At 61.2% G+C, this 21681-nt stretch carries 18 protein-coding genes; 9 read left to right on the top strand and 9 right to left on the bottom strand.

The window, feature by feature from the left end:
• Positions 1-24: 24 nt before the first annotated feature.
• The gene (locus SC318_RS19135; protein WP_320428059.1) at positions 25-717 is read left to right on the top strand and encodes an alpha/beta family hydrolase; all 693 of its coding nucleotides are present in this window, start codon (positions 25-27) and stop codon (positions 715-717) included.
• A 95-nt stretch (positions 718-812) separates the two neighbouring features.
• Here the strand turns inward: SC318_RS19135 and SC318_RS19130 are convergent, their stop codons facing one another.
• The 3 genes from SC318_RS19130 to SC318_RS19120 all read right to left on the bottom strand — a co-directional run bounded on the left by SC318_RS19130 (position 813) and on the right by SC318_RS19120 (position 4237).
• A complete protein-coding gene (locus tag SC318_RS19130; protein ID WP_320428058.1) occupies positions 813-2378 on the bottom strand; it encodes a methyl-accepting chemotaxis protein Aer in 1566 nt (521 codons plus the stop codon).
• A 96-nt stretch (positions 2379-2474) separates the two neighbouring features.
• Positions 2475-3266 carry a CPBP family glutamic-type intramembrane protease gene (locus SC318_RS19125; RefSeq protein ID WP_320428057.1) on the bottom strand — a complete coding sequence of 264 codons (792 nt, stop codon included), beginning with the start codon at positions 3264-3266 and terminating at the stop codon, positions 2475-2477.
• An 86-nt stretch (positions 3267-3352) separates the two neighbouring features.
• Entirely contained in the window at positions 3353-4237 is an 885-nt protein-coding gene (locus tag SC318_RS19120; protein WP_320428056.1) for a DMT family transporter, read from the bottom strand.
• 153 nt (positions 4238-4390) lie between these two features.
• On the opposite strand from SC318_RS19120, the gene aceK reads away from it, so the two are divergent.
• The 5 genes from aceK to SC318_RS19095 all read left to right on the top strand — a co-directional run bounded on the left by aceK (position 4391) and on the right by SC318_RS19095 (position 12920).
• Positions 4391-6106, top strand: coding sequence for a bifunctional isocitrate dehydrogenase kinase/phosphatase (aceK, locus tag SC318_RS19115; RefSeq protein WP_320428055.1), 1716 nt, complete (start codon positions 4391-4393; stop codon positions 6104-6106).
• A gap of 687 nt (positions 6107-6793) precedes the next feature.
• Positions 6794-10705, top strand: coding sequence for an ATP-dependent RNA helicase HrpA (gene hrpA / locus SC318_RS19110; RefSeq protein WP_320428054.1), 3912 nt, complete (start codon positions 6794-6796; stop codon positions 10703-10705).
• Between the two features lie 213 nt (positions 10706-10918).
• Positions 10919-12040: a beta-ketoacyl-ACP synthase III gene (locus SC318_RS19105; protein WP_320428053.1), complete on the top strand. Its 1122-nt coding sequence runs from the start codon at positions 10919-10921 to the stop codon at positions 12038-12040.
• A 38-nt stretch (positions 12041-12078) separates the two neighbouring features.
• Positions 12079-12693 (top strand): RNA polymerase sigma factor, encoded by a 615-nt coding sequence (locus tag SC318_RS19100; protein WP_320428052.1) that lies wholly within the window; start codon positions 12079-12081, stop codon positions 12691-12693.
• Complete coding sequence (locus SC318_RS19095; protein WP_320428051.1) at positions 12687-12920, top strand: anti-sigma factor family protein; 234 nt, start codon at positions 12687-12689, stop codon at positions 12918-12920. Before SC318_RS19100 ends, SC318_RS19095 begins: the two co-directional genes overlap by 7 nt.
• Before the next feature lie 106 nt (positions 12921-13026).
• Here SC318_RS19095 and SC318_RS19090 read toward each other — a convergent pair whose 3' ends face one another.
• Complete coding sequence (locus SC318_RS19090) at positions 13027-14349, bottom strand: putative porin (RefSeq protein ID WP_320428050.1); 1323 nt, start codon at positions 14347-14349, stop codon at positions 13027-13029.
• Between the two features lie 283 nt (positions 14350-14632).
• On the opposite strand from SC318_RS19090, the gene SC318_RS19085 reads away from it, so the two are divergent.
• From SC318_RS19085 to SC318_RS19075, 3 genes are all read left to right on the top strand, one after another.
• Positions 14633-15757, top strand: a complete 1125-nt coding sequence (locus tag SC318_RS19085; RefSeq protein ID WP_320428049.1) for a GNAT family N-acetyltransferase — start codon at positions 14633-14635, stop codon at positions 15755-15757.
• A 77-nt stretch (positions 15758-15834) separates the two neighbouring features.
• Complete coding sequence (locus SC318_RS19080; protein ID WP_320428048.1) at positions 15835-16113, top strand: BrnT family toxin; 279 nt, start codon at positions 15835-15837, stop codon at positions 16111-16113.
• Positions 16091-16339 carry a BrnA antitoxin family protein gene (locus SC318_RS19075; RefSeq protein ID WP_320428047.1) on the top strand — a complete coding sequence of 83 codons (249 nt, stop codon included), beginning with the start codon at positions 16091-16093 and terminating at the stop codon, positions 16337-16339. The genes SC318_RS19080 and SC318_RS19075 overlap by 23 nt, the downstream gene beginning before the upstream one ends.
• A gap of 55 nt (positions 16340-16394) precedes the next feature.
• On the opposite strand, the gene aqpZ is transcribed toward SC318_RS19075, so the two are convergent.
• From aqpZ to SC318_RS19050, 5 genes are all read right to left on the bottom strand, one after another.
• Positions 16395-17096 (bottom strand): aquaporin Z, encoded by a 702-nt coding sequence (gene aqpZ, locus SC318_RS19070; protein WP_320428046.1) that lies wholly within the window; start codon positions 17094-17096, stop codon positions 16395-16397.
• A 339-nt stretch (positions 17097-17435) separates the two neighbouring features.
• A complete protein-coding gene (locus SC318_RS19065) occupies positions 17436-19268 on the bottom strand; it encodes an ABC transporter ATP-binding protein (RefSeq protein ID WP_320428045.1) in 1833 nt (610 codons plus the stop codon).
• 82 nt (positions 19269-19350) lie between these two features.
• Positions 19351-19914, bottom strand: coding sequence for a peptidylprolyl isomerase (locus SC318_RS19060; protein WP_078825643.1), 564 nt, complete (start codon positions 19912-19914; stop codon positions 19351-19353).
• Positions 19908-20720, bottom strand: a complete 813-nt coding sequence (locus SC318_RS19055) for an alpha/beta fold hydrolase (RefSeq protein ID WP_320428044.1) — start codon at positions 20718-20720, stop codon at positions 19908-19910. Before SC318_RS19055 ends, SC318_RS19060 begins: the two co-directional genes overlap by 7 nt.
• A gap of 14 nt (positions 20721-20734) precedes the next feature.
• Positions 20735-21658: a LysR family transcriptional regulator gene (locus tag SC318_RS19050; RefSeq protein ID WP_320428043.1), complete on the bottom strand. Its 924-nt coding sequence runs from the start codon at positions 21656-21658 to the stop codon at positions 20735-20737.
• Positions 21659-21681 lie beyond the last annotated feature (23 nt).

Genomic DNA, 21681 nt, shown 5'->3' with positions numbered 1-21681 from the left:
GGCAGACTAAAAAGCGAGGCAAGCATGGGCAAAGAGCACAAGGCCAGTATTGACGGGGATCAATGGGCGCAGTGTGTGCGCGAACGCGGCTGGCTGTGGGATGTCGCGGCGAATGCGCAGCCCGGCGACTCCGTCACCTTGATCCTGGCCCACGGCGCCGGTGCGCCGATGGACTCGGCATTCATGAACGACATGGCTGCGCGCCTTGCCGGGCAGGGCGTCAACGTGTTGCGCTTCGAGTTTCCCTACATGGCCCAGCGCCGATTGGACGGGGGCAAGCGCCCACCGAACCCGGCGCCGAAATTGCTGGAGGCGTGGCGTGAGGTGTTCGCCCAGGTGCGACGCCATGTCGCTGGGAAGGTGGCGATGGGCGGCAAATCCATGGGCGGGCGGATGGCCAGTCTAGTGGCCGATGAGCTGGGCGCTGATGGCTTGGTGTGCCTGGGTTATCCGTTCTATGCGGTGGGCAAGCCGGACAAACCTCGGGTGGAGCATCTGGCCGGGCTGAAGACGCCGACGCTGATTGTGCAGGGCGAGCGTGATGCGCTGGGCAATCGAGCGGCAGTGCAGGGGTATGCGCTGTCACCGAGCATCGAGGTGATGTGGCTGGTGGCGGGGGATCATGATTTGAAACCGCTGAAGGCTAGCGGGTTTAGTCATGAACAGCATCTGGAGGCGGCTGCAGTGAAAGTGGCTGGGTTTCTGGGTGGCTGTTAGGGCCCTATCGGGGGCAAGCCCCCTCCCACATTTTGACCACATTCCACATTTGGAACTCGGTCAAATGTGGGAGGGGGCTTGCCCCCGATAGCGGTCTACCGGTTAAACCGCTCCACCAGCGAATACTGCGTATTGGCCGTATGCGTCAACTCTTCACTCAACTGCGCCGAGTTCATCGCCTGTTCCGAAGTCTGATCGGCCAACAGCGCAATGGTGCTGATGTTGCGGCTGATCTCTTCGGCCACCGCGCTTTGCTCCTCGGTTGCCGCGGCGATCTGAGTGGTCATGTCGGTGATATTCGCCACCGCTTCACTGATGCCGACCAACGCCTGATCCGCTTCCATCACCCGTGCCACACCCTCTTCGGCCTGGCGATGCCCGGCGTCCATGGTTTGCACGGCCGCGCTGGCGGTTTGCTGCAGCTTGGCGATCAAGGCATGGATCTGCCCGGTCGATTCAGCGGTGCGTTGCGCCAACTGGCGAACTTCATCCGCCACTACCGCGAAACCACGGCCCATCTCACCGGCGCGCGCCGCTTCGATGGCGGCGTTCAAGGCCAGCAGGTTGGTCTGGTCGGCGATGCCTTTGATCACATCCACCACGCCGCCGATTTCATCGCTGTCCTTGGCCAGTTGCGTGACGGTGACGCCGGTCTCGCCCACAGCCACCGACAGGCGCTGAATCGCCTCGCGGGTTTCCCCGGCGATATCGCGGCCGCGACCGGTCAGGCGATTGGCTTCCTGGGTGGCATCTGCCGTGCGCTGCACGTGGCTGGCGACTTCCTGGGTGGTCGCGGCCATCTGGTTGACCGCGGTGGCCACTTGTTCTGTCTCCACGCGCTGGCGCTCCAGACCGCTGGAGCTGTTGTGCGCCAGGGTGTTGGACTGCGCTGCCTGGTCGTTGAGGTGCTCGGCGGTGTCCTGCAGGCGGGTGAGGCAGGTCTTCAGACGGGCCTCCTGGCTGAGGATCGACATTTCCAGGCGCGCCTGGGCGCCACGGCTGTCGGTGTACATCTGCGCGATCAACGGGTCGGAGGTGGTCTGCTCGGCCAGGCGCAGCAGACGCTTGAGGCCGCGCTGCTGCCAGCTCAGGCCCAACAGGCCCAACGGCACCGACAGCACGGCCGCCAGGGCAAAGCCCCAGTGGGAGTTGAGGGTGGCGCCGATCATGAAGCTCAACTGGCTGACCAGGATAAACGGCAGCCAGTCCTGCAACACTGGCAGCCACTTGTCGCGCTGGGGAATAGCCGACTTGCCCTGGTTGATGCGTTGATAGAGCGCTTCGGCCCGGCGGATCTGCTCGGCGGTGGGCTTGATGCGCACCGATTCATAGCCGATCACCTGTTTGCCGTCGAACACCGGCGTCACATAGGCGTTAACCCAGTAGTGATCACCGGTCTTGCAGCGATTCTTGACAATGCCCATCCATGGCAAGCCTTGTTTGAGCGTGGACCACATGTGCGCGAACACCGCCGCTGGAACGTCAGGGTGACGCACCAGGTTGTGCGGGGCACGGATCAGTTCGTCGCGGGTGAACCCACTGATTTCGACGAAAGCGTCGTTGCAGTAGGTAATCACGCCTTTGGCGTCTGTGGTGGAGATCAACCGTTGCTGAGCGGGGAAGGTACGTTCGCGCTGGGTAACGGGTTGGTTATTACGCATGGTTGTTCAATCCGCAAGGCTTTCAGGGGTTATCGACCATGCCGGGCATTTATTTAACTTAAATTTGCAACAATCCAGGGGCGAACGTTGCGCGCATCAGCCGGCCAGCATCGGGTAGGTAAACAAACCGAAGTGAAGCAGGTTCAAGCCAAAATGCGTGGCAATCGCCGCGCCCAGACCGCCGAATCGATACGCCAGGCCATATCCCGCGCCGGCAATGCTCGCCAGCAGCACCCACTGCCAGCCGGCGCCCAGGTGCGCCAGGCCGAACAGCAGCGAGGCCAGCAGCAGCGCGAGGTTGTCACCGTAAGGCAGGTGTTTGAAGCGCTGGCTCAGGCCGCCCTGGATATAGCCACGAAACAGCGCCTCTTCCACCAGCGTCACCAACAGCAAGTTGTTCAACACCCACAGCCACGCCGAGTCCGGCCATTTCGGTGCCCAACTGATCATCCCCAGCAGCGCTGCCCCACCCAAGGCTGCGATGGCCGTCAGGGTCAAGGCCAGGGCGGCGACGCACATCGACAGGCGCAATGAGCGCCGCGCCACGATCCAGGGGCAGGCCAGCAGCAGCCAGAAGCCGATCAGCGGTTTGTCCTGGTTCAGGTACATGGAGAACGGCACGGCATCGGCGGTAAAACGCTGAGGTGCGATGCCTCGGCCATTGTAGAAACCCGGCAGCCAGTGCATCGCCAGGCTCAACGCCAGTACGATGAACAAGCCATGGCCGAGGTAGCGTGCCCATGGGTTGCGTTGCTGGCGCACGGCATACCCGGCCACCACCAGCAGCGCCACGCAGACCGCCGCCAGCACACCCAGTTGCCCGTGGATCAAGGCTACGGCGTAGCCAATGGAAAGCAGCGCAAGGTACAGCCAGGGCAGGGCAGTCATATGAAATCCTTCGAAAAAAAACCGGGCGCAGTATAGCGAGCGGTCTGATTCGATCGCATGAAAGCTGCGTTACGGTAAGGCGCTCGCTACGGTTTCTGCGGCCGCAGCACCAGCCACAACGCCCCGGCAATCAGCACCCCGCCATACAGATGCGCCATCGACAGCGGCTCATCCAGCAGCAACGCGCCCCACAACACGCCGAAGGGTGGGATCAGGAAAGTCACGGACATCGACTTGACCGGGCCGATCGACGACAGCAGGCGAAAGTACAGAATGTAGGCAAAGGCCGTACACACCAGGCCCAAGCCCAGCAACGACAGCCACACCGGCCAGCCACCCCAGCTCGCCGGCGGCTGGCTGATAGCGCTGTAGGCGAACAACGGCAGCAGGAACAACGTCGCGCCGAGCATGCTGCCCAGGGCCGACAGGCGGCTGTCCAGTCCGCCGCGCTGATCCAGCCAGCGCCGTGCGAGAAAGCCAGCAAAGCCGTAGCAGGTGGTGGCCAGCAGGCAGGCCAGCGCACCCATCAACAATTGCATGTCAAAGGCCACTGGCCCTGCGCGGGTCAGCACGCCCACGCCGAAGAGGCCCAGGCACACCCCGGCGATCTTCGACGGGGTCAGGCGCTCGCTGAAAAACAGGCCGCCAATCAGCACGCCCATCAGGGGCGTGGTGGCGTTGAAAATCGCCGAGTAACCCGCGGGCAGCACCTGGGCCGCCACCGAATACATAGTGGCCGGTATCCCGGAATTGATCACGCCCAGCAGCAGGACGGTCTTGAACTTGCCCTGGAAATCCCAGCTCACCCTCATCATCGCCAGGATCACCAGCAAGCCGGCGGCAGCGATCGATACGCGAAAAAACGCGGTCGGCACGGTGCCGATTTCCGGCGCGATGATGCGCATGAACAGGAAGCTCGCGCCCCAGATGGCGGCCAGTCCCAGCAGGTACAAGGTGTCGACAGGTCTCACGGAAAACTCCTACGCAATCAGGCGGCGGAGTGTTGCCCAGCGTTCCGGTCGACACAATCGCTAAGTAGCGCAGCCGGTAAAAAATCCTTCTTCTCCTGTCTCGGTTGTCTGGCTAAGCTCAGGGCTCCCAGATACCCGTTCGAGGTTTTCCGCATGTCGCAGCCCGCCCTCGCTATCGCCCGGATGATCCTCGACGGTTTCGACGACTACCGTGAACACTTTCGCCAGATCACCGATGGCGCTCGCGAGCGTTTCGAAAAGGCCCAGTGGCAGCAGGGGCAGGCTGCGTCGGCGGCGCGCATCAACTTGTATGAAGAGAAGGTGGGTGAGGTCACGGCGCGTCTGCACGCCGCTTTCGAGGCGGGCGTGCTGCAGGACATCGACCTGTGGCCGCTGGTGAAAAGTGCCTACATCGGCCTGATTGACCTGCGCTTTGACGATGAACTGTCCGAAACCTGGTACAACTCGGTGTTCTGCAGCCTGTTCAGCCATGACCTGATCAGCGACGGCTGCATGTTTATCCATACCACGCGCCCCAGCTTGCGTCGGGCGCGGGCGGCGCAAACCCGCACCTACACGCCTGCCGGCAAAATCGCCGAAATGCTCGCGCAGATCTTCGCCGACTACAGCTTCAGCGAACCCTACGCCGACTTGCCTGCCGACCTGCGACGCCTGGAAGCCCAACTGCGGGAAAACCTGCCGGACTGGGTGTGCAAAGACCCCGATTTAAACGTCGAGCTGTTTTCCTCGGTGCTTTATCGCAATAAAGGCGCCTACCTCGTAGGACGTATCTACACCCGCGACGAACAATGGCCATTGGTGATCCCGTTGCTGCACCGCGAAGGGCGGGGTATTCAGATCGATGCGCTGATCACTGACGAAGCGGATGTGTCGATCATCTTTTCCTTCACGCGCTCCTATTTCATGGTCGACGTGGCCGTGCCGGCGGAATTCATCGGCTTTCTCAAGCGCATCCTGCCGGGCAAGCACATCGCCGAGTTGTACACGTCCATCGGTTTCTATAAACACGGCAAGTCGGAGTTCTACCGCGCACTGATCAACCACCTGGCGACCACCGATGACCAATTCATCATGGCCCCGGGCGTGCGCGGCATGGTCATGAGCGTGTTTACCCTGCCGGGCTTCAACACCGTGTTCAAGATCATCAAGGACCGTTTCTCACCGTCGAAAAACGTCAACCGCGCCACGGTGATCGAGAAGTACCGTCTGGTCAAAAGCGTCGACCGGGTAGGGCGCATGGCCGATACCCAGGAGTTCGCCGATTTCCGCTTCCCCTTGAGCAAGTTCGAGCCCGACTGCCTCGCCGAGTTGCTGGAAGTGGCCGCGGGCACTGTCGAAGTGGAAGGGGACACGGTGCTGATCCGCCATTGCTGGACCGAACGGCGCATGACCCCGCTCAACCTCTACCTGGACAACGCCAACCCCGCCCAGGTGCGCGAAGCCCTGGAAGACTATGGCCTGGCGATCAAACAATTGGCGGCGGCGAATATCTTCCCCGGTGACATGCTGCTCAAGAACTTCGGCGTTACCCGCCACGGTCGGGTGGTGTTCTATGACTACGATGAAATCTGCTTTCTGACCGAAGCCAACTTCCGGCACATCCCCGCGCCGCGCACGCCCGAGGATGAGATGGCCTCCGAGCCGTGGTATTCCATCGGGCCGCTCGATGTGTTTCCGGAAGAGTTCCCGCCGTTCCTGTTTGCCGATGCCGGCCAGCGCAGGCTGTTCGATGAGTTGCATGGCGAGTTGTATAACGCCGATTACTGGAAGGGCCTGCAGGAAGCGATTCTGGCGGGGAAGGTGATTGATGTGTTTCCGTATCGGCGCAGGGGGCGTGATGGTGAATGAGGTGTGACGTGATGCGTGTAAAGCAAAAGTGATGGGTTACCAGCGCAGATTGGCGATGTGATGCGCGGTGGCCGCGCTGCCGATCGAGACAGCCCTTTTGCCTGCGCGCATCGGTTAATCAGGCGAGCTGTTGGGCAGGAGCGTTCAGAGCGCGCTCATGAAACTCATGCCCTATCAGCCTCGCTCGTTACGGGGCAGTTCCGAAATTCGAACCGCCGTCAGGCTGGTTGTAGGCGTTGAGGGCAGCCGGTTGCTTGCCTCCGGGAGCTTTTCCGTAATAGAAACATAGGCCGGTTTGTTTTCGTATTGTGGAGGCGGCATCAACTCGCATGAGGGTAGTTGGGTTCGCATGGCATCAAAGTAGCTCGCAAGCCTCGTTGAGGCAGCAGGGGAATCAATACGCATATAACGCTCCGTGATCGAAATATTTTGGAATGCCCAAATGTGTCTGGACGAAGCATTTAAACCCCGCATACATGGCTGAGCACATCGGACTTCAGCTTCTGAAAATTCGGAAAACTTGCCGGCTTTTTGTAAGACCTGTCGTTATGTTGCGGCTGCCAGCCTGGCTGCCGAGTGCCGCAACATCTCCAGAGCGCCTTCGAAATCTGCGACAATCCCATCCAATCCATCGACTGATGCTGCGCAGGCCTCACCTGCCTCACCCAAAAGACCCTTGCCGCCCTGATGACTGACCAAGCGCCCACGATTGACCAACTGCTGAAAAACCTCGATCACGCCATGCTCGCCGACCGCCATCGCTTGCGGCGCCAGTTGCTTGAGCTGCGCAAGAAGCCCGATGAGGAAAAACTCGCGCAGTGGGTGGCGCGCATGCAGGCGTCCTGTGCCCAGGTCACGGCGCGGCGGGCCAGCCTGCCGGTGATTCGCTACGACGACAGCCTGCCGATTGCGGCCAAGCGCGACGAGATCAAAGAGGCGCTGAACAAGCATCAGGTACTGATCATTGCTGGCGAAACCGGCTCGGGTAAAACCACCCAGTTACCGAAGATCTGCCTGGAAATCGGTCGCGGCCAATATGGCCTGATCGGCCATACCCAGCCGCGCCGGATCGCTGCGCGCAGCGTTGCCAGCCGCGTCGCCGAAGAACTGGCCACGCCGCTTGGCGCGCTGGTCGGTTATCAAGTGCGCTTCGAGGACCAGAGCGATTCCAACACCCTGATCAAACTGATGACCGACGGCATCCTGCTGGCGGAAACCCAGAACGACCGCTACCTGGAACGCTACGACACGATCATCGTCGACGAAGCCCACGAGCGCAGCCTGAACATCGATTTCCTGCTGGGCTACCTCAAGACCCTGTTGCCGCGCCGCCCGGACCTGAAAGTCATCATCACCTCGGCGACCATCGACCTGGAGCGGTTTTCCAAGCACTTCGACGACGCCCCGATTGTCGAGGTCTCGGGCCGCACGTTCCCGGTGGACACGTGGTACCGCCCGCTGACCCTGGAACAGGACGAGGAGGGCAATCGCGTCGAGGACGACCTGACTGTCGATCAGGCGATCCTCGCCACCCTCGACGAAATCGCCGCTTATGAACGCAGCGAGCGGCGCAGCCCCGGCGATGTGCTGGTGTTCCTGCCTGGCGAGCGCGAGATTCGCGACGCTGCCGAGATGCTGCGCAAGGCGCAGCTCAAGCACACAGAAATCCTGCCGCTGTATGCGCGCCTGTCGCCGGCCGAGCAACAGCGCATTTTCCAGTCACACCCCGGCCGTCGCGTGGTGCTGGCGACCAACGTCGCGGAAACCTCGCTGACGGTGCCAGGCATTCGCTATGTGATCGACAGCGGTACCGCGCGCATCAGCCGCTACAGCTACCGCGCCAAGGTGCAGCGCCTGCCGATCGAGGCGATTTCCCAGTCCAGCGCCAACCAGCGTAAAGGCCGTTGCGGCCGGGTCGAGCCGGGCATCTGCATTCGGTTGTACAGCGAAGAAGACTTTATCGGGCGCCCGGAATTTACCGACCCCGAAATTCTGCGCACCAACCTTGCGGCGGTGATCCTGCAGATGCTGCACCTGCGCCTGGGTGAAATCACGGACTTCCCGTTCATCGAACCGCCGGATGGCAAGGCCATCAGCGACGGTTTCAACCTGTTGCAAGAGCTGTCGGCGGTCGACCGTAACAGCCAGCTCACGCCGTTGGGGCGCCAACTGGCGCGCCTGCCGGTGGACCCACGCATGGGCCGCATGCTGCTTGAGGCCGCCAAGCTGGGCAGTCTGCAGGAAGTGCTGATCGTCGCCAGCGCCATGTCGATCCAGGACCCGCGTGAGCGCCCGCCGGAACGCCAGCAGGCGGCCGACCAGGCCCATGCCCAATGGAAAGACCCGGACTCGGACTTCGCCGGGCTGGTCAATCTGTGGCGCGGCTTTGAAGAACAGCGCCAGGAACTGACCGCCAGCCCGCTGCGCAATTGGTGTCGCAAGAACTTCCTGAACTACCTGCGCCTGCGCGAGTGGCGCGATTCCCACCGCCAGTTGAGCCTGATCTGCCGCGACATGCAGCTGATGATCAACAAGGAACCGGCGGATTTCCCCAAACTACACAAGGCGGTGCTGTCCGGCCTGCTCAGCCAGATCGGCCAGAAGACCGAGGACGGCGACTACCTCGGTGCCCGTCAGCGGCGCTTCTGGATTCATCCCTCTTCGGGCATCGGCAAGAAGCGCCCGCAATGGCTGATGACCGCTGAGCTGGTGGAAACCACCAAGCTGTATGCGCGCATGGTGGCCAAGATCGATGCTGACTGGATCGAACCGCTGGCAGGGCACCTGATCAAGAAAAACCACTTCGAACCGCATTGGGAGAAGAAGCGCGGCCAGGTCGTGGCCTTTGAGCAAATCACCTTGTTCGGCCTGATCGTGGTCGGACGCCGGCCAGTGCACTATGGGCCGATCGACCCGGTGGTGTCCCGTGAGCTGTTTATTCGCGAAGGCCTGGTGCGTGGGGAAATCCAGTCTCGCGCCAAGTGCCTTGCGGCCAACCAGCAACTGCTGGAGCAGCTCGATGAATTGGAGGCCAAGGCGCGCCGGCGCGACATCCTGGCCGACGAGGAAACCCTCTACGCCTTCTACGATGCGCGCTTGCCTGCCGAGATCCACCAGACGGCGACGTTCGACAGCTGGTACAAGGTCAACAGCCAGAAAGACCCGCAACTGCTGATCATGCGTGAGGAAGACGTGCTGGCGCGCGAAGCCAGTGAAGTCACCGCGGCGCATTATCCGGACACCTTGCACCTGGGCGACCTGGCCCTGGCCTTGAGTTACCACTTCGAACCCAACCACCCGCGCGACGGCGTGACCCTGCGGGTGCCGGCGCCGCTGTTGCCGGCCTTGCCCGCCGAGCGCCTGGACTGGCTGGTGCCGGGGTTGATCGAAGCCAAGTGCATTGCCCTGGTGCGCAACCTGCCCAAGGCGCTGCGTAAAAACTTTGTGCCGGTGCCGGATTTCGTCAAGGCGGCGCTGCAGCGCATCGAGTTTGGCCAGGGCTCGCTGCCCCAAGCGTTGGGCCGCGAGTTGCTGCGCATGACCGGCGCGCGGGTCAGCGATGAAGCCTGGGCGGAGGCCGCGCAGCAGGTGGAAAACCACTTGAAGATGAACCTGGAAGTGGTCGACGGTCAGGGTAAATTCCTTGGTGAGGGCCGCGACCTGGCGCAGCTGACCGCGCGTTTCGCCGAAGCCAGCCAGGCGGCCCTGGCGGTGCCGCAAACCGCAAAAAGCCAACAACCGGTGCAAGCCAAGGCGTTCGCGCCGGTGGCCGAAAAAACCCAGCAAAACATCGCCGGTCTTTCGATGACGGTGTACCCGGCGCTGGTGGAAGAAAACGGCACGGTCAAGGAAGGGCGTTTCTCCACGGCCGCCGAGGCCGAATTCCAGCACCGCCGTGCCTTGCAGCGCCTGCTTATGCAACAACTGGCGGAACCGGCCAAATTCTTGCGCGGCAAATTGCCGGGGCTCACCGAGTTGGGCCTGATGTATCGCGAGCTGGGACGCGTCGATGCGCTGGTGGAAGACATCCTGCTGGCGAGCCTCGACAGCTGCGTCCTGGACGGCGAAGCCACTCTGCCCCGCGACGGCGCTGGGCTGGCCGCGCTGGCCGAACGCAAGCGTGGCGGTTGGACCGAACACGCCGAGCGTCTGGCGCGTCTGACCCTGGACGTGCTGAAACTCTGGCACGGCCTGCAAAAGCGCTTCAAAGGCAAGATCGATCTGGCCCAGGCGGTGGCGTTGAACGATATCAAGCAGCAGTTGAGCAACCTGGTGTACCCGGGGTTCGTGCGCGAAACCCCCGCGCAGTGGTTCAAGGAGCTGCCGCGTTTCCTCAAGGCCATCGAGCTGCGCCTGGAAAAGCTGCCGAGTCAGGTGCAGAAGGACCGTGTGTGGAGCACCGAGCTGAGCGGCCTGTGGGCGCAGTACCAGAATCGCCTGAACAAACACGCCCAGGAGGGCAAGCGCGATCCGCAGCTGGAGCTCTATCGCTGGTGGCTGGAAGAGTACCGAGTGTCGTTGTTTGCCCAGCAACTGGGGACCAAGGTGCCGATTTCCGATAAACGATTGAGCAAGCAGTGGAGCCAGGTCGAGCCTTGAAGCCTTAACCGGTTCCAAAACAAGACATGTCTTAGAGTAAAATCGGCGCCAATCGGTAAGATGGCGCCAAATCACCGGCGTTGTGGCAAACTTCGCGGTTACAAGACGAAATAACGTGTTGCCAGTTTGATGACCGCTGGACGGAATCAAACGACTTACAGTTTGGTACGACGGTACCAATTTCTTCTGCCTGACAGATTTAGAGGAACGACCGTGCATAACGTCGTCATCAGCGGCACTGGCCTGTACACCCCGGCCAACAGCATCTCCAACGAAGAGCTGGTGCAGTCTTTCAATGCCTATGTACAGCAGTTCAACAGCGAAAATGCCGCTGCCATCGAGCGCGGTGACGTGCAGGCGCTGACGGAGTCCAGCGCGGCGTTCATCGAAAAAGCCTCGGGCATTAAAAGTCGTTTCGTCATGGACAAGGACGGCATCCTTGACCCGCAGCGCATGGCTCCACGCTTGCCCGAGCGCAGCAACGACGAATGGTCGGTACTCTGCCAGATGGCCGTCGGCGCCGCCGAACAGGCGCTGCAACGCGCAGGCAAGACGGCTGCTGATATCGATGGCGTGATCGTCGCCTGTTCCAACCTTCAGCGTGCTTACCCCGCCATCGCCATCGAAGTTCAGCAAGCCCTGGGTATTCAAGGCTTCGGTTTCGACATGAACGTGGCGTGCTCCTCGGCCACCTTTGGTATCCAGAATGCCGCCAACAGCATCCAGTTGGGCCAGGCCCGGGCGATCCTGATGGTCAATCCGGAAGTCTGCACCGGTCATTTGAATTTCCGCGATCGCGACAGCCACTTCATCTTTGGTGACGCCGCCACGGCGGTGATTCTCGAGCGTGCCGACCTGGCGACGTCCGAGCATCAGTTCGATGTAGTAAGCACTAAGCTGCTGACCCAGTTCTCCAACAACATCCGCAATAACTTTGGCTTTCTCAACCGCACAGCGGAAGAGGGCATCGGCGCGCCGGACAAACTGTTCGTGCAGGAAGGCCGCAAGGTGTTCCGCGATGTCTGCCCGATGGTGGCCGAGCTGATCGGTACGCACCTGGCGGAAAACCAGCTGAGCGTGAACGATGTAAAGCGCTTCTGGCTGCACCAGGCCAACCTGAGCATGAACCACCTGATCGTGAAGAAACTGCTGGGCCGCGAGGCGTCTGTGGAAGAAGCACCGGTGATCCTCGATACCTACGCCAACACCAGCTCGGCGGGTTCGGTGATTGCGTTTCACACCTATCAGGACGACTTGCCCAAGGGCACTGTGGCCGTGCTCAGCTCGTTCGGTGCGGGCTATTCCATCGGCAGTGTGATCCTGCGCAAACGCTGATGTGGGCGCTGGCTGGCACTTTTACATCGAGGTATTGAATGGCAGCAGCGGACGACGCGCACCTGCTCGAACGCCTGCTCAACGGCGAGCAGCAGGCCTACAAAGAGCTGGTCACCACTTACCAGAGCGCGATGCGGGCGGTGGCCTATGCCATCGTCGGCCAGCGGCATGCCGATGAGGTGGTGCAGGATGCTTGGTTGTCGGTGGTGCGCAACCTTGCCAAGTTCGAAGGGCGTTCAAGCTTGAAGACCTGGTTGCTGACTATCACAGCGAATTCCGCCAAAGGCCGCTACAAGCAAAATCGTCGCGAGGTGTTACTCGACGACCTGCCTTCTCCTCATGGGACCATCGGCGATGACCGCTTCGCGCCTGACGACGGTCACTGGGCCGTCGCCCCGTATGCCTGGCACCAAGACACGCCGGAAGCCCTGCTGACCGAGGAGGAATTGCGCAAATGCCTGGAGCATACGATTCTGAGCTTGTCCCAATTACAAAGCAGCGTGCTGGTGCTGCGCGAGCGCCAGGGCCTGGAGTTGGAGGAGATCTGTAATCTCCTGACGCTCTCTCTCTCCAATGTGCGGGTGCTGTTGCATCGAGCACGGCTTAAAGTCTTTGCAACCGTGGAGCATTTTGAGGAAACGGGCGAATGCTGACCTGTAAGGAACAAGTGGCACGTTCCAGTGACTACCTCGATGGCCAATTGAGCTTTCGAGAGCGATTGCTGGTGCGGCATCACTTGATGTTCTGTCCGAACTGCCGGCGATTTATCCGCCAGATGCGCTTGATGCAGGCGACGTTGCGCATCATGCCGCAAGAGCCGGTGAAAGATGCGGATGCACTGGCCGAACGGCTCGCCGCCGAGCGGCGCAAAGACATGTAGGAGCGAGCTTGCTCGCGAAAAACGTCAACGCTAACGCGCGTATCCTGGATAAACGCGCTGCCTGTTTGTTCTTCGCGAGCAAGCTCGCTCCTACACAACGGTGAGGTTAGAACTTGGCTTCGGCATCCAGCTGCAGGGTGTTGGCGTTGGCATCACGCTGGGTACGGCTGGCGTAGTCAGCCTTGGTCAGGAAGTACGTGGCGCCCAGGGCGAAGTTCTTGTCGATGTCGTAGCTGACCTTCAGCTTGTGACCACGCGAACCGGTGGTGCCGTTGGCGAAGTCCGAATCGGTGAAGGCGCCCACCACCGCATCACGTTGGGTATCGCGGTAGTTGTAGTCCAGGTTGAAACCGAACACCTTGGACTTGGCCCCCAGCAACCACGCGGTGTCCTGATCGGTCACGGCATCGTTGTTCTTCACGTACTGGCCGTAGAACGCCAAAGGCACGGCCAGGCCGCCGATGTCTGCCTGGGCGAAACCTTCATACAGACGGAATTCACCGTTGGCCGAGTTGCCGTTGACCGCCAAGGCGCACGGCGTGGTGGTGGTCGTGCAGCGGCTGTCCTTGTCGTTCTGGTAAGCGTAGACACTGCCGCCCAGGGTCATTTTCAGGTTGTCGGTGAGCGAGAAGCGTGTGCCCAGCTGGCCGGAAGTCAGGCGCAGGTCGTGGCGAAACTGCACGCCGTCACCGTCGACGTTGTCCTTGAGGTTGTAGTTACCCAGGCTGCCGAACAGTTCGGCACTGCCGCCCAGTGGGTATTTGTACGTGACCGCCAAGCCTTCTGGGTTGATGTCGCTATCCCAGATCACATCGCCCATGTTCACCCACGGCTGCAGCATCTTGCCGCCGATCACGTGCAGGTTCTTGATCTGGTCCGGGTGGTAGTCGATGTAGCCAAGGTCCAGCCAGATCGATTTCTTATCGAAGTAGCCATCCTGGTCCTGGTTGGTGGAACGCGCGTCGTCGCCGCCGCCCGTAGCGATACGGATACCGGTGTCCACTTGCGGATTGATTTCGGTGTAGGCGCCCAGGCGGGCGCGGATGCGTTGGCGGTCCTTGTCACGCCCGCCATTGTTGGGTTCGCCGTCGATCTTGATGGTTTCCTGGCGAAAGCGCACATCGCCCTTGAACTGAGTCTTGGCGGCCCAGGCCAGCTTCTGGTCGAAGCTGCTCAGCTCGTTGGTCTTTTTGGCGGTGGCCGCGATCTGTTCGTTGGTTTCCTGTTGAGCCTGCCGTGCGATCTGCTGTTCTTTCTGATCCTTGGCCAACTCGTTTTGCAATTCGGTGTACTGCGAAGCGGTGATCTGGCCGTTGGCCTTGAGCATGTCGAGCAACTTGGCGTCGACTGCAGCGCTGGCCGGAACGCTCAGGGCCAGCAACAGGCCGCCACACAGGGCCGCCGCAGTTTTAGTGGAAGCAAGACGCATATCAATCTCCGAAAGTGGGGAGGGCCAGCAAGCCCTCCAGGACACAACCGACCGATCACGGGCGGAAAAAATCCACCTGGCAATATCCAGATGCTCTAAAAACAGGCGTCAGTATCGCGACGGTTTATGACGGAGTAGTGGCTAAGTGATTTCATCTGCATGACATGTGGGTCACCCATGGAACTATCGGTCTTGAGCTCTGTCCGGCTTTTTCGAGGTGTATGCGCGGCTGTGATAGGCGATACTCGCCAGGCTTTCACGCCCAGAAACAGTGAGGATGCCGATGCCGTTGCAACGTTTGGACAGCCTGTCCGAAATCACCCCGCAGCTCTGGGATGCGCTGGCGCCGCAGGCCCAGCCGTTCGTGCGGCATGCGTTCCTGAGCGCGCTGGAAGACAGTGCCAGCCTGGGCCCTCATTCGGGCTGGCAGCCGGAGCATTTGCTGCATTGGGAAGGCGACCGTCTGGTGGCGGCATTGCCTGGTTATCGCAAGTTTCATTCCTATGGCGAGTACGTGTTCGATCACGGTTGGGCCGATGCCTGCGCGCGGGCCGGCATCGACTACTACCCCAAGTTGCTGACGGCCGTGCCTTTCAGCCCGGTCAGCGGCCCGCGGCTGTTGGCCGCCAGCGCCCAGGACGGCTTTGAGCTGCTGAACAGCCTGCCCGGTTACCTGGAAATCGAAGGGCTTTCCAGCGCTCATATCAACTTCACCGACTCGTTGGCCGACGATGCACTGGCCCGGCAACCGGGCTGGTTGCAGCGCCTGGGCTGCCAGTTTCACTGGCAGAACCGCGGCTACCGTGACTTCCAGGACTTTCTCGACGCCCTGAGTTCACGCAAGCGCAAACAGATGCGCAAGGAGCGCGAGCAAGTGGCGGAGCAGGGCATCGAGTTCGAGTGGCTGCAGGGCCATGAGCTGAGCGAGGCCCAGTGGGACTTTGTCTACGCCTGCTACGCCAATACTTATGCGGTACGTCGTCAGTCGCCCTACCTGACCCGGGCGTTTTTCAGTCTGCTGGCCGAACGCATGCCCGAGGCGATCCGCGTGGTACTGGCCAGGCAGGGCTCCCGTCCGGTAGCCATGGCCTTCAGCCTGATCGGTGGTGACAGCTTCTACGGCCGCTATTGGGGCTGCCTGGCGGAGTTCGACCGGCTGCACTTCGAGACCTGCTTCTACCAGGGCATGGACTACGCCATCGCGCACGGCCTGCAACGCTTCGACGCCGGCGCCCAAGGCGAGCACAAACTGATTCGCGGCTTTGAGCCGGTGATTACCCGGTCATGGCATTACCTGCGGCACCCGGGGTTGAAAAACGCCGTGGAAGATTTTCTCGAACGTGAAAGGGTGGGCGTTCTGGCGTATGCCGAAGAGGCGAGGTCAGCCCTGCCTTATCGGCAGGGCTGAGCCACTTGTCTGGCGGTGCTGCCTGACAAGACCCAAACGCGCTAGTCTGTATGTACAAAAGTACATACAGGCGTGCCATGCATTTTGAGTGGGATGAGTCAAAGAACAACGCCAACATTTCTAAGCACGGCATCGATTTCAATGACGTTCCGGATATCTTTCGGCATCCAATGCTGGCCTTGCGCGATGATCGAGGGGATTATGGTGAAGAGCGCTGGATCGGTATTGGCTGGATCAAATTATTGATAGGTGTGGTCGTATACACCGAACGGCGTGGCGATGTGATCCGTATCATCTCTGCCCGAAAAGCAACCAAGAAGGAGGCCAAATATTATGTCGCAAACATCGAAAACTGATTGGGAGCGCTTGGCCAAGATGAATGATAAAGACATCGATACCGGTGAAATTCCTGAACTGGATGCTGAGTTTTTTCGGCGTGCTGAGCTGCGTGTTCCGGTGAAGCAGGCGGTTACCATTCGACTTGATGCGGACGTTTTAGAGTGGTTCAAAGGTCAAGGTACTGGATACCAGACTCGTATCAACCAGCTTTTGCGCCAATACATGCAGGCTCATCAAGGCTGATCAGCACGCTCTTAAGGTCAGCCCTGCCTTATCGGCAGGGCTGAGCTTGTTTACCTCAGGCCGGCGGCTCCTTGCCCAGCCATCGATAGACCACGCCTGCGATCACCGCGCCCAGGATTGGCGCGAGCCAGAACATCCATAACTGCTGGATCGCCCACCCGCCGACGATCAATGCCGGGCCGGTGCTGCGGGCCGGGTTGACCGATGTGTTGGTGACAGGAATGGAGACCAGATGGATCAGGGTCAACGCCAGGCCGATGGCGATGGGCGCGAGGCCCTTCGGGGCGCGGCTGTCGGTGGCGCCGAGGATGATCAGTACGAACATCGTGGTCATCACCAGCTCACAGACAAACCCCGCCGCCATCGAGTAGCCACCGGGTGAATGGTCGCCGTAGCCGTTGGACGCCAGGCCACCGGCCAGCTCGAAGCCGGGTTTGCCGCTGGCGATGAAGTACAGCAACGCGGCGGCAATCACACCACCGATGACTTGCGCCGCGATATACGCCGGCAGCTCCCTGGCGGGGAATCTTGCGCCGACCACCAGCCCCACCGATACTGCCGGGTTAAGATGACAACCGCTGATATGGCCGATTGCAACGGCCATGGTCAGCACCGTCAAGCCGAATGCCAGCGCTACGCCCAACAGACCAATCCCGACCGTGGGAAACGCTGCGGCCAACACCGCACTCCCGCAACCGCCCAACACCAGCCAGAACGTACCCAAGCCCTCTGCGACTGAACGTTTGAACAAAGACATGTGACACATCCTTGATAGATCGCTCTACCGGATCCGTAAATCAATGATGCTCCCTGCAGATTGACTTCAGCGCCCCTCTGGGCACTGCACTGATTACAGCACGGTTCTGCCACAAATCCAGGGCGTGAAAAAAGCGCCAGGGCCCTTTGGACACTGGCGCGCGGTGCAAATTGTGTTAACCGATTACGATCAAATATGAGAGCGAGCTGGTGGTGGCGAGGGAGCTTGCTCCCGTCCGACAGCGCAGCTGGAGACGGCTTTTTTGGGGGCGCTTCGCACCCCAGCGCAAGCAAGCTTGCTCGCCACAACAAGCCTGCTCCCACCGTGGAGGGTGTGGGTTCAGTCGATGCCGACAAACCCACCGGTCTGATGCTGCCACAACCTTGCATACAGCCCACCATGGGCCAGCAGCTCGGCGTGGCTGCCCGTCTCGGCGATCTGGCCTTTTTCCAGCACCACCAGCCGGTCCATCCGCGCAATGGTCGACAAGCGGTGTGCAATCGCGATCACGGTCTTGCCCTGCATCAGGGTTTCCAGGCTCTCCTGGATCGCGGCTTCCACCTCGGAGTCCAGCGCTGAGGTGGCTTCGTCCATGATCAAAATCGGCGCGTCCTTGAGCAGCACGCGGGCAATGGCGATCCGTTGGCGTTGCCCGCCGGAGAGTTTCACCCCGCGCTCGCCCACGTGGGCATCCAGCCCGGTACGGCCCTCGGAGTCCGACAGCAGCGGGATAAACTCGTCGGCGCGCGCTTTGTGTACGGCGGCCCAGAGTTCTTCATCGGTTGCGTCCGGCTTGCCGTACAGCAGATTGTCGCGAATCGAGCGGTGCAGCAGTGAAGTGTCCTGGGTGATCATGCCGATCTGTGCACGCAGGCTTTCCTGGGCCACTTCGGCAATGTTCTGGCCGTCGATGAGGATGCGTCCGCCCTGCAGGTCGTACAGGCGCAGCAGCAGGTTGACCAGGGTCGACTTGCCCGCGCCGGATGGGCCGATCAGGCCGATTTTTTCCCCCGCCTTGATCTCCAGGTTGAGGCCACCAATGATCCCGCTCGTCTTGCCGTAATGAAAATCCACCTGCTCAAAACGCACTTCGCCATGGGGTACGCTCAGCGGCGGGGCGTTGTCGCGGTCGATCACGGCCAGCGGCTGGGCAATGGTTTTCAGGCCGTCCTGCACCATGCCGATATTTTCGAAAATGCCGTTGACCACCCACATGATCCAGCCGGACATGTTGACGATACGAATCACCAGGCCGGTGGCCAGGGCAATCGCGCCCACGGAAATCAGCGACTGCGTCCACAACCACAGGGCCAGGCCGGTGGTGGTGACGATCAACAGGCCGTTCATGGTGGTGATCACCACGTCCATGCTGGTGACCACGCGGCTGGCCAGCTGGGTTTTTCCGGTCTGCTCGATGATCGCTTCCTTGGCGTACTGCTGCTCGTACTGGGTATGGGCGAACAGCTTCAAGGTGGTGATATTGGTATAGCCGTCGACGATGCGGCCCATCAGCTTGGAGCGCGCCTCGGAGGAAATCACCGAGCGTTCCTTCACACGAGGCACGAAGTAACGCAACGTCAGGCTGTAGCAGATGATCCAGGTCACCAGCGGGATCATCAGGCGCCAGTCGGCTTCGGCGAACAGCACCAGCGAACTGATGGCGTAGATTGCCACGTGCCAGATCGCATCCACCGCCGCCACGGCGGAGTCGCGCAGGGAGTTGCCGGTTTGCATGATGCGCTGGGCAATACGCCCGGCGAAGTCGTTCTGGAAGAAATTCAGGCTCTGCTTGAGCACGTAGCTGTGGTTCTGCCAGCGAATCAGGCTGGTCATGCCGGGGCTGATGGTCTGGTGCACCAGCAAATCATGCAGGGCGCCGAAGATCGGGCGCAGCAATAGCGCGACCACTGCCATCCAGATCAGCTCGGTGCTGTGGACCTGAAAGAAATTGGCGGGTGGCGTGCCCTGCGCCAGATCGATGATGCGGCTCAGGTAGCTGAACAGGGCCACTTCGATCAGGGCCCCGATCAGGCCCACCACCAGCAGGGCGGCAAAATGCGGCCACACCTGACGCAGGTAGTAGAGATAGAAGGGCAGGACTTGGTCGGGAGGGGCCGCGCTGGGAGCGTCGCGGAAGATGTCGATCAGTTGTTCAAAACGACGATAGAGCATTAGGCTTGACGCCCGCCGTGCGGGCTCTCCTTTCAAATGTGCACGTTGCCTTGCGGGCAACGTGCAAAGCTTCCTGCAGACCTCAGTCGATGCGCTTGGCCGACTTGATCAGGACAGGATCGATTGGCACGTTCTGCATGCCTTGCTTGGTGGTGGTCTGGGAGTTGACGATGATGTCGACCACGTCCATGCCCTTGACCACTTTGGCGAATACGGCGTAACCGGCGTCGCGACCCGGGTCGAGAAAGGCATTGTCGGCCACGTTGATGAAGAACTGGCTGGTGGCCGAATCCGGGTTCGAGGTGCGTGCCATCGACAGCGTGCCGCGCACGTTATGCAGGCCGTTGCTGGCTTCGTTCTTGATCGGCGCTTCGGTCGGCTTTTGCGACATCTGCTGGGTGAAGCCGCCGCCCTGGACCATGAAGCCCGGGATCACGCGGTGGAAGATCGTGTTGGTGTAGAAGCCTTTGTCGACGTAGGCGAGAAAATTCTTGGTACTGATCGGCGCCTTGACCGGGTCCAGTTCGATTTCAATGTCGCCATTGGTGGTGGAGATCAATACGTGGGGCGCCTTGGCGGGTTCGGCCGCCATCAGGTTGGCAGCGAACAAAACGGAACCGGCAAAGAAGGCGATTTTTTTCAGCATGGGTCAGTGATCCTGGTAGTGGCGTCGACGGTCTGTAGAAAGTCGAGCAGGGTAGTGTTAAAGACTTCGGGTTGATCCAGGGGCGTGGCATGGCGGGAATCTTCAATCACCACCAGTCGCGCGTTGGGCAGCAGTTTTACATAGATTTCTTTCTGCGCAACGGGGGTGTAATCGTGGTCGGCGCTGATGACCAGGGTTGGACAGGTGATGGTGCAAAGATGTTCCTGCACGCCCCAGCCTACAATCGCGTCGAAGCTGGCGAGATAAGCACGTTGGTCATTGCTCGCCCAGCGTTCGGCCATCCTGCGGCGCAGGTCGGACTGCCCTGCCTTGGGAAACAGCCTCTCGCCCAGGGCCTTGCCGATGGTCCTCGGGCTGAGCAGACGGGCCAGGCTGCGGCGCTTGGCCCACTGCCAATAGTCTGCGGCGCTGCGCACCTTGACCTCGGGCGCGCTGTTGACGATGCACAGGCTTTTGACCTGCGCAGGCTCGTCCACCGCCAGCTGGAAGGCGATCATGCCGCCCATGGACAGGCCGACCACATGGGCTGGTGGCAGGGCCAGGTGTTCGATCAGGGCGTTCAGGTCGAGCATGAATCCCTTGATGCTGTAGCGCTCGCGAGGTTTGTCGGAACGGCCGTGCCCGCGCACATCCACCACGATCAGGCGATAGTGCCTGGCCAGCACGGGCACTTGCAGTTCCCAGTCCTGGCTGCTTGAACCCAGGCCATGGATCAGGATCAGCGGGGCGCCGTGGCCGTATTCCTCGTAGTGCAGGCTGCAACCTTCATGATCGAACCAAACCATGGGTGAACTCCGTTTCAGGCTTGCCGAGGGGCCGCGAAGGGCGCGTCCAGCGGAGCGGTATCAAAGGTACGCAGCAATTCGACGAGGATCTGCGTCGCCGGCCCCAGGGGCTTGTCCTTGTTCGAATACAGATAGAACGTGGGGTGGCGGCTGGCGCCCTGTTCCAGCGGCAGTTGCTTGAGTACGCCTTCGGCAAGTTCGCGCTCGATCATGTGCCGGGGCAGCCAGGCAAACCCCAGGCCGCTGCCCACGAACGCGGCGGCGGTGGCCAGGCTGCCGACGGTCCAGCGCTGTTCGGCGCCGAGCCAACCCACATCCCGCGGTTGCTGGCGGCCGGAGTCACGGATGACCACTTGCATCTGGCTCTCCAGGTCCTGGAAGCTCAACTCACGGTTCATGCGGTGCAACGCATGTTCGGGGTGGGCCACGGCGATAAATTCCACGTCGCTCATTTCGGTGCCCAGGTAACCGGGAATACTGAAACCGCAAATCGCCAGGTCGGCCACGCCTTCTATCAATAGCTCCTCGACGCCCGACAGCACTTCCTCACGCAGCCGCACCCGACATCCTCGGCTCTGCGGCATGAAGGCGGTGAGGGCGCGCACCAGGCGCGCGTTGGGATAGGCCGCATCCACCACCAGGCGCACTTCGGCCTCCCAGCCTTGCTCCATATGATGGGCAAGGTCTTCCAGCTGGCTGGCGTTTTTCACCAATTGGCGAGAGCGGCGCAGCAGCACTTCACCCGCATCGGTGAGGACCGCCTTGCGCCCGTCGATGCGCAGCAGCGGCACGCCGAGCTGGTCCTGCATGCGCGCCACGGTGTAGCTCACCGAGGACTGCGAACGGTGCAGCGCTTCGGCCGCCTGGGCGAAGCCGCCATGGTCGACCACCGCTTGCAGCGTGCGCCATTGATCGAGGGTAACGCGGGGCGCTTTCAAGATGAGCTCCTCTTGTCCTAAGC

The sequence above is a fragment of the Pseudomonas sp. MUP55 genome, from assembly GCF_034043515.1.
GTDB lineage: Bacteria > Pseudomonadota > Gammaproteobacteria > Pseudomonadales > Pseudomonadaceae > Aquipseudomonas.
The sequence above is the reverse complement of the archived record's forward strand: the minus strand, read 5'-3'. Positions and strand labels throughout refer to the sequence as shown.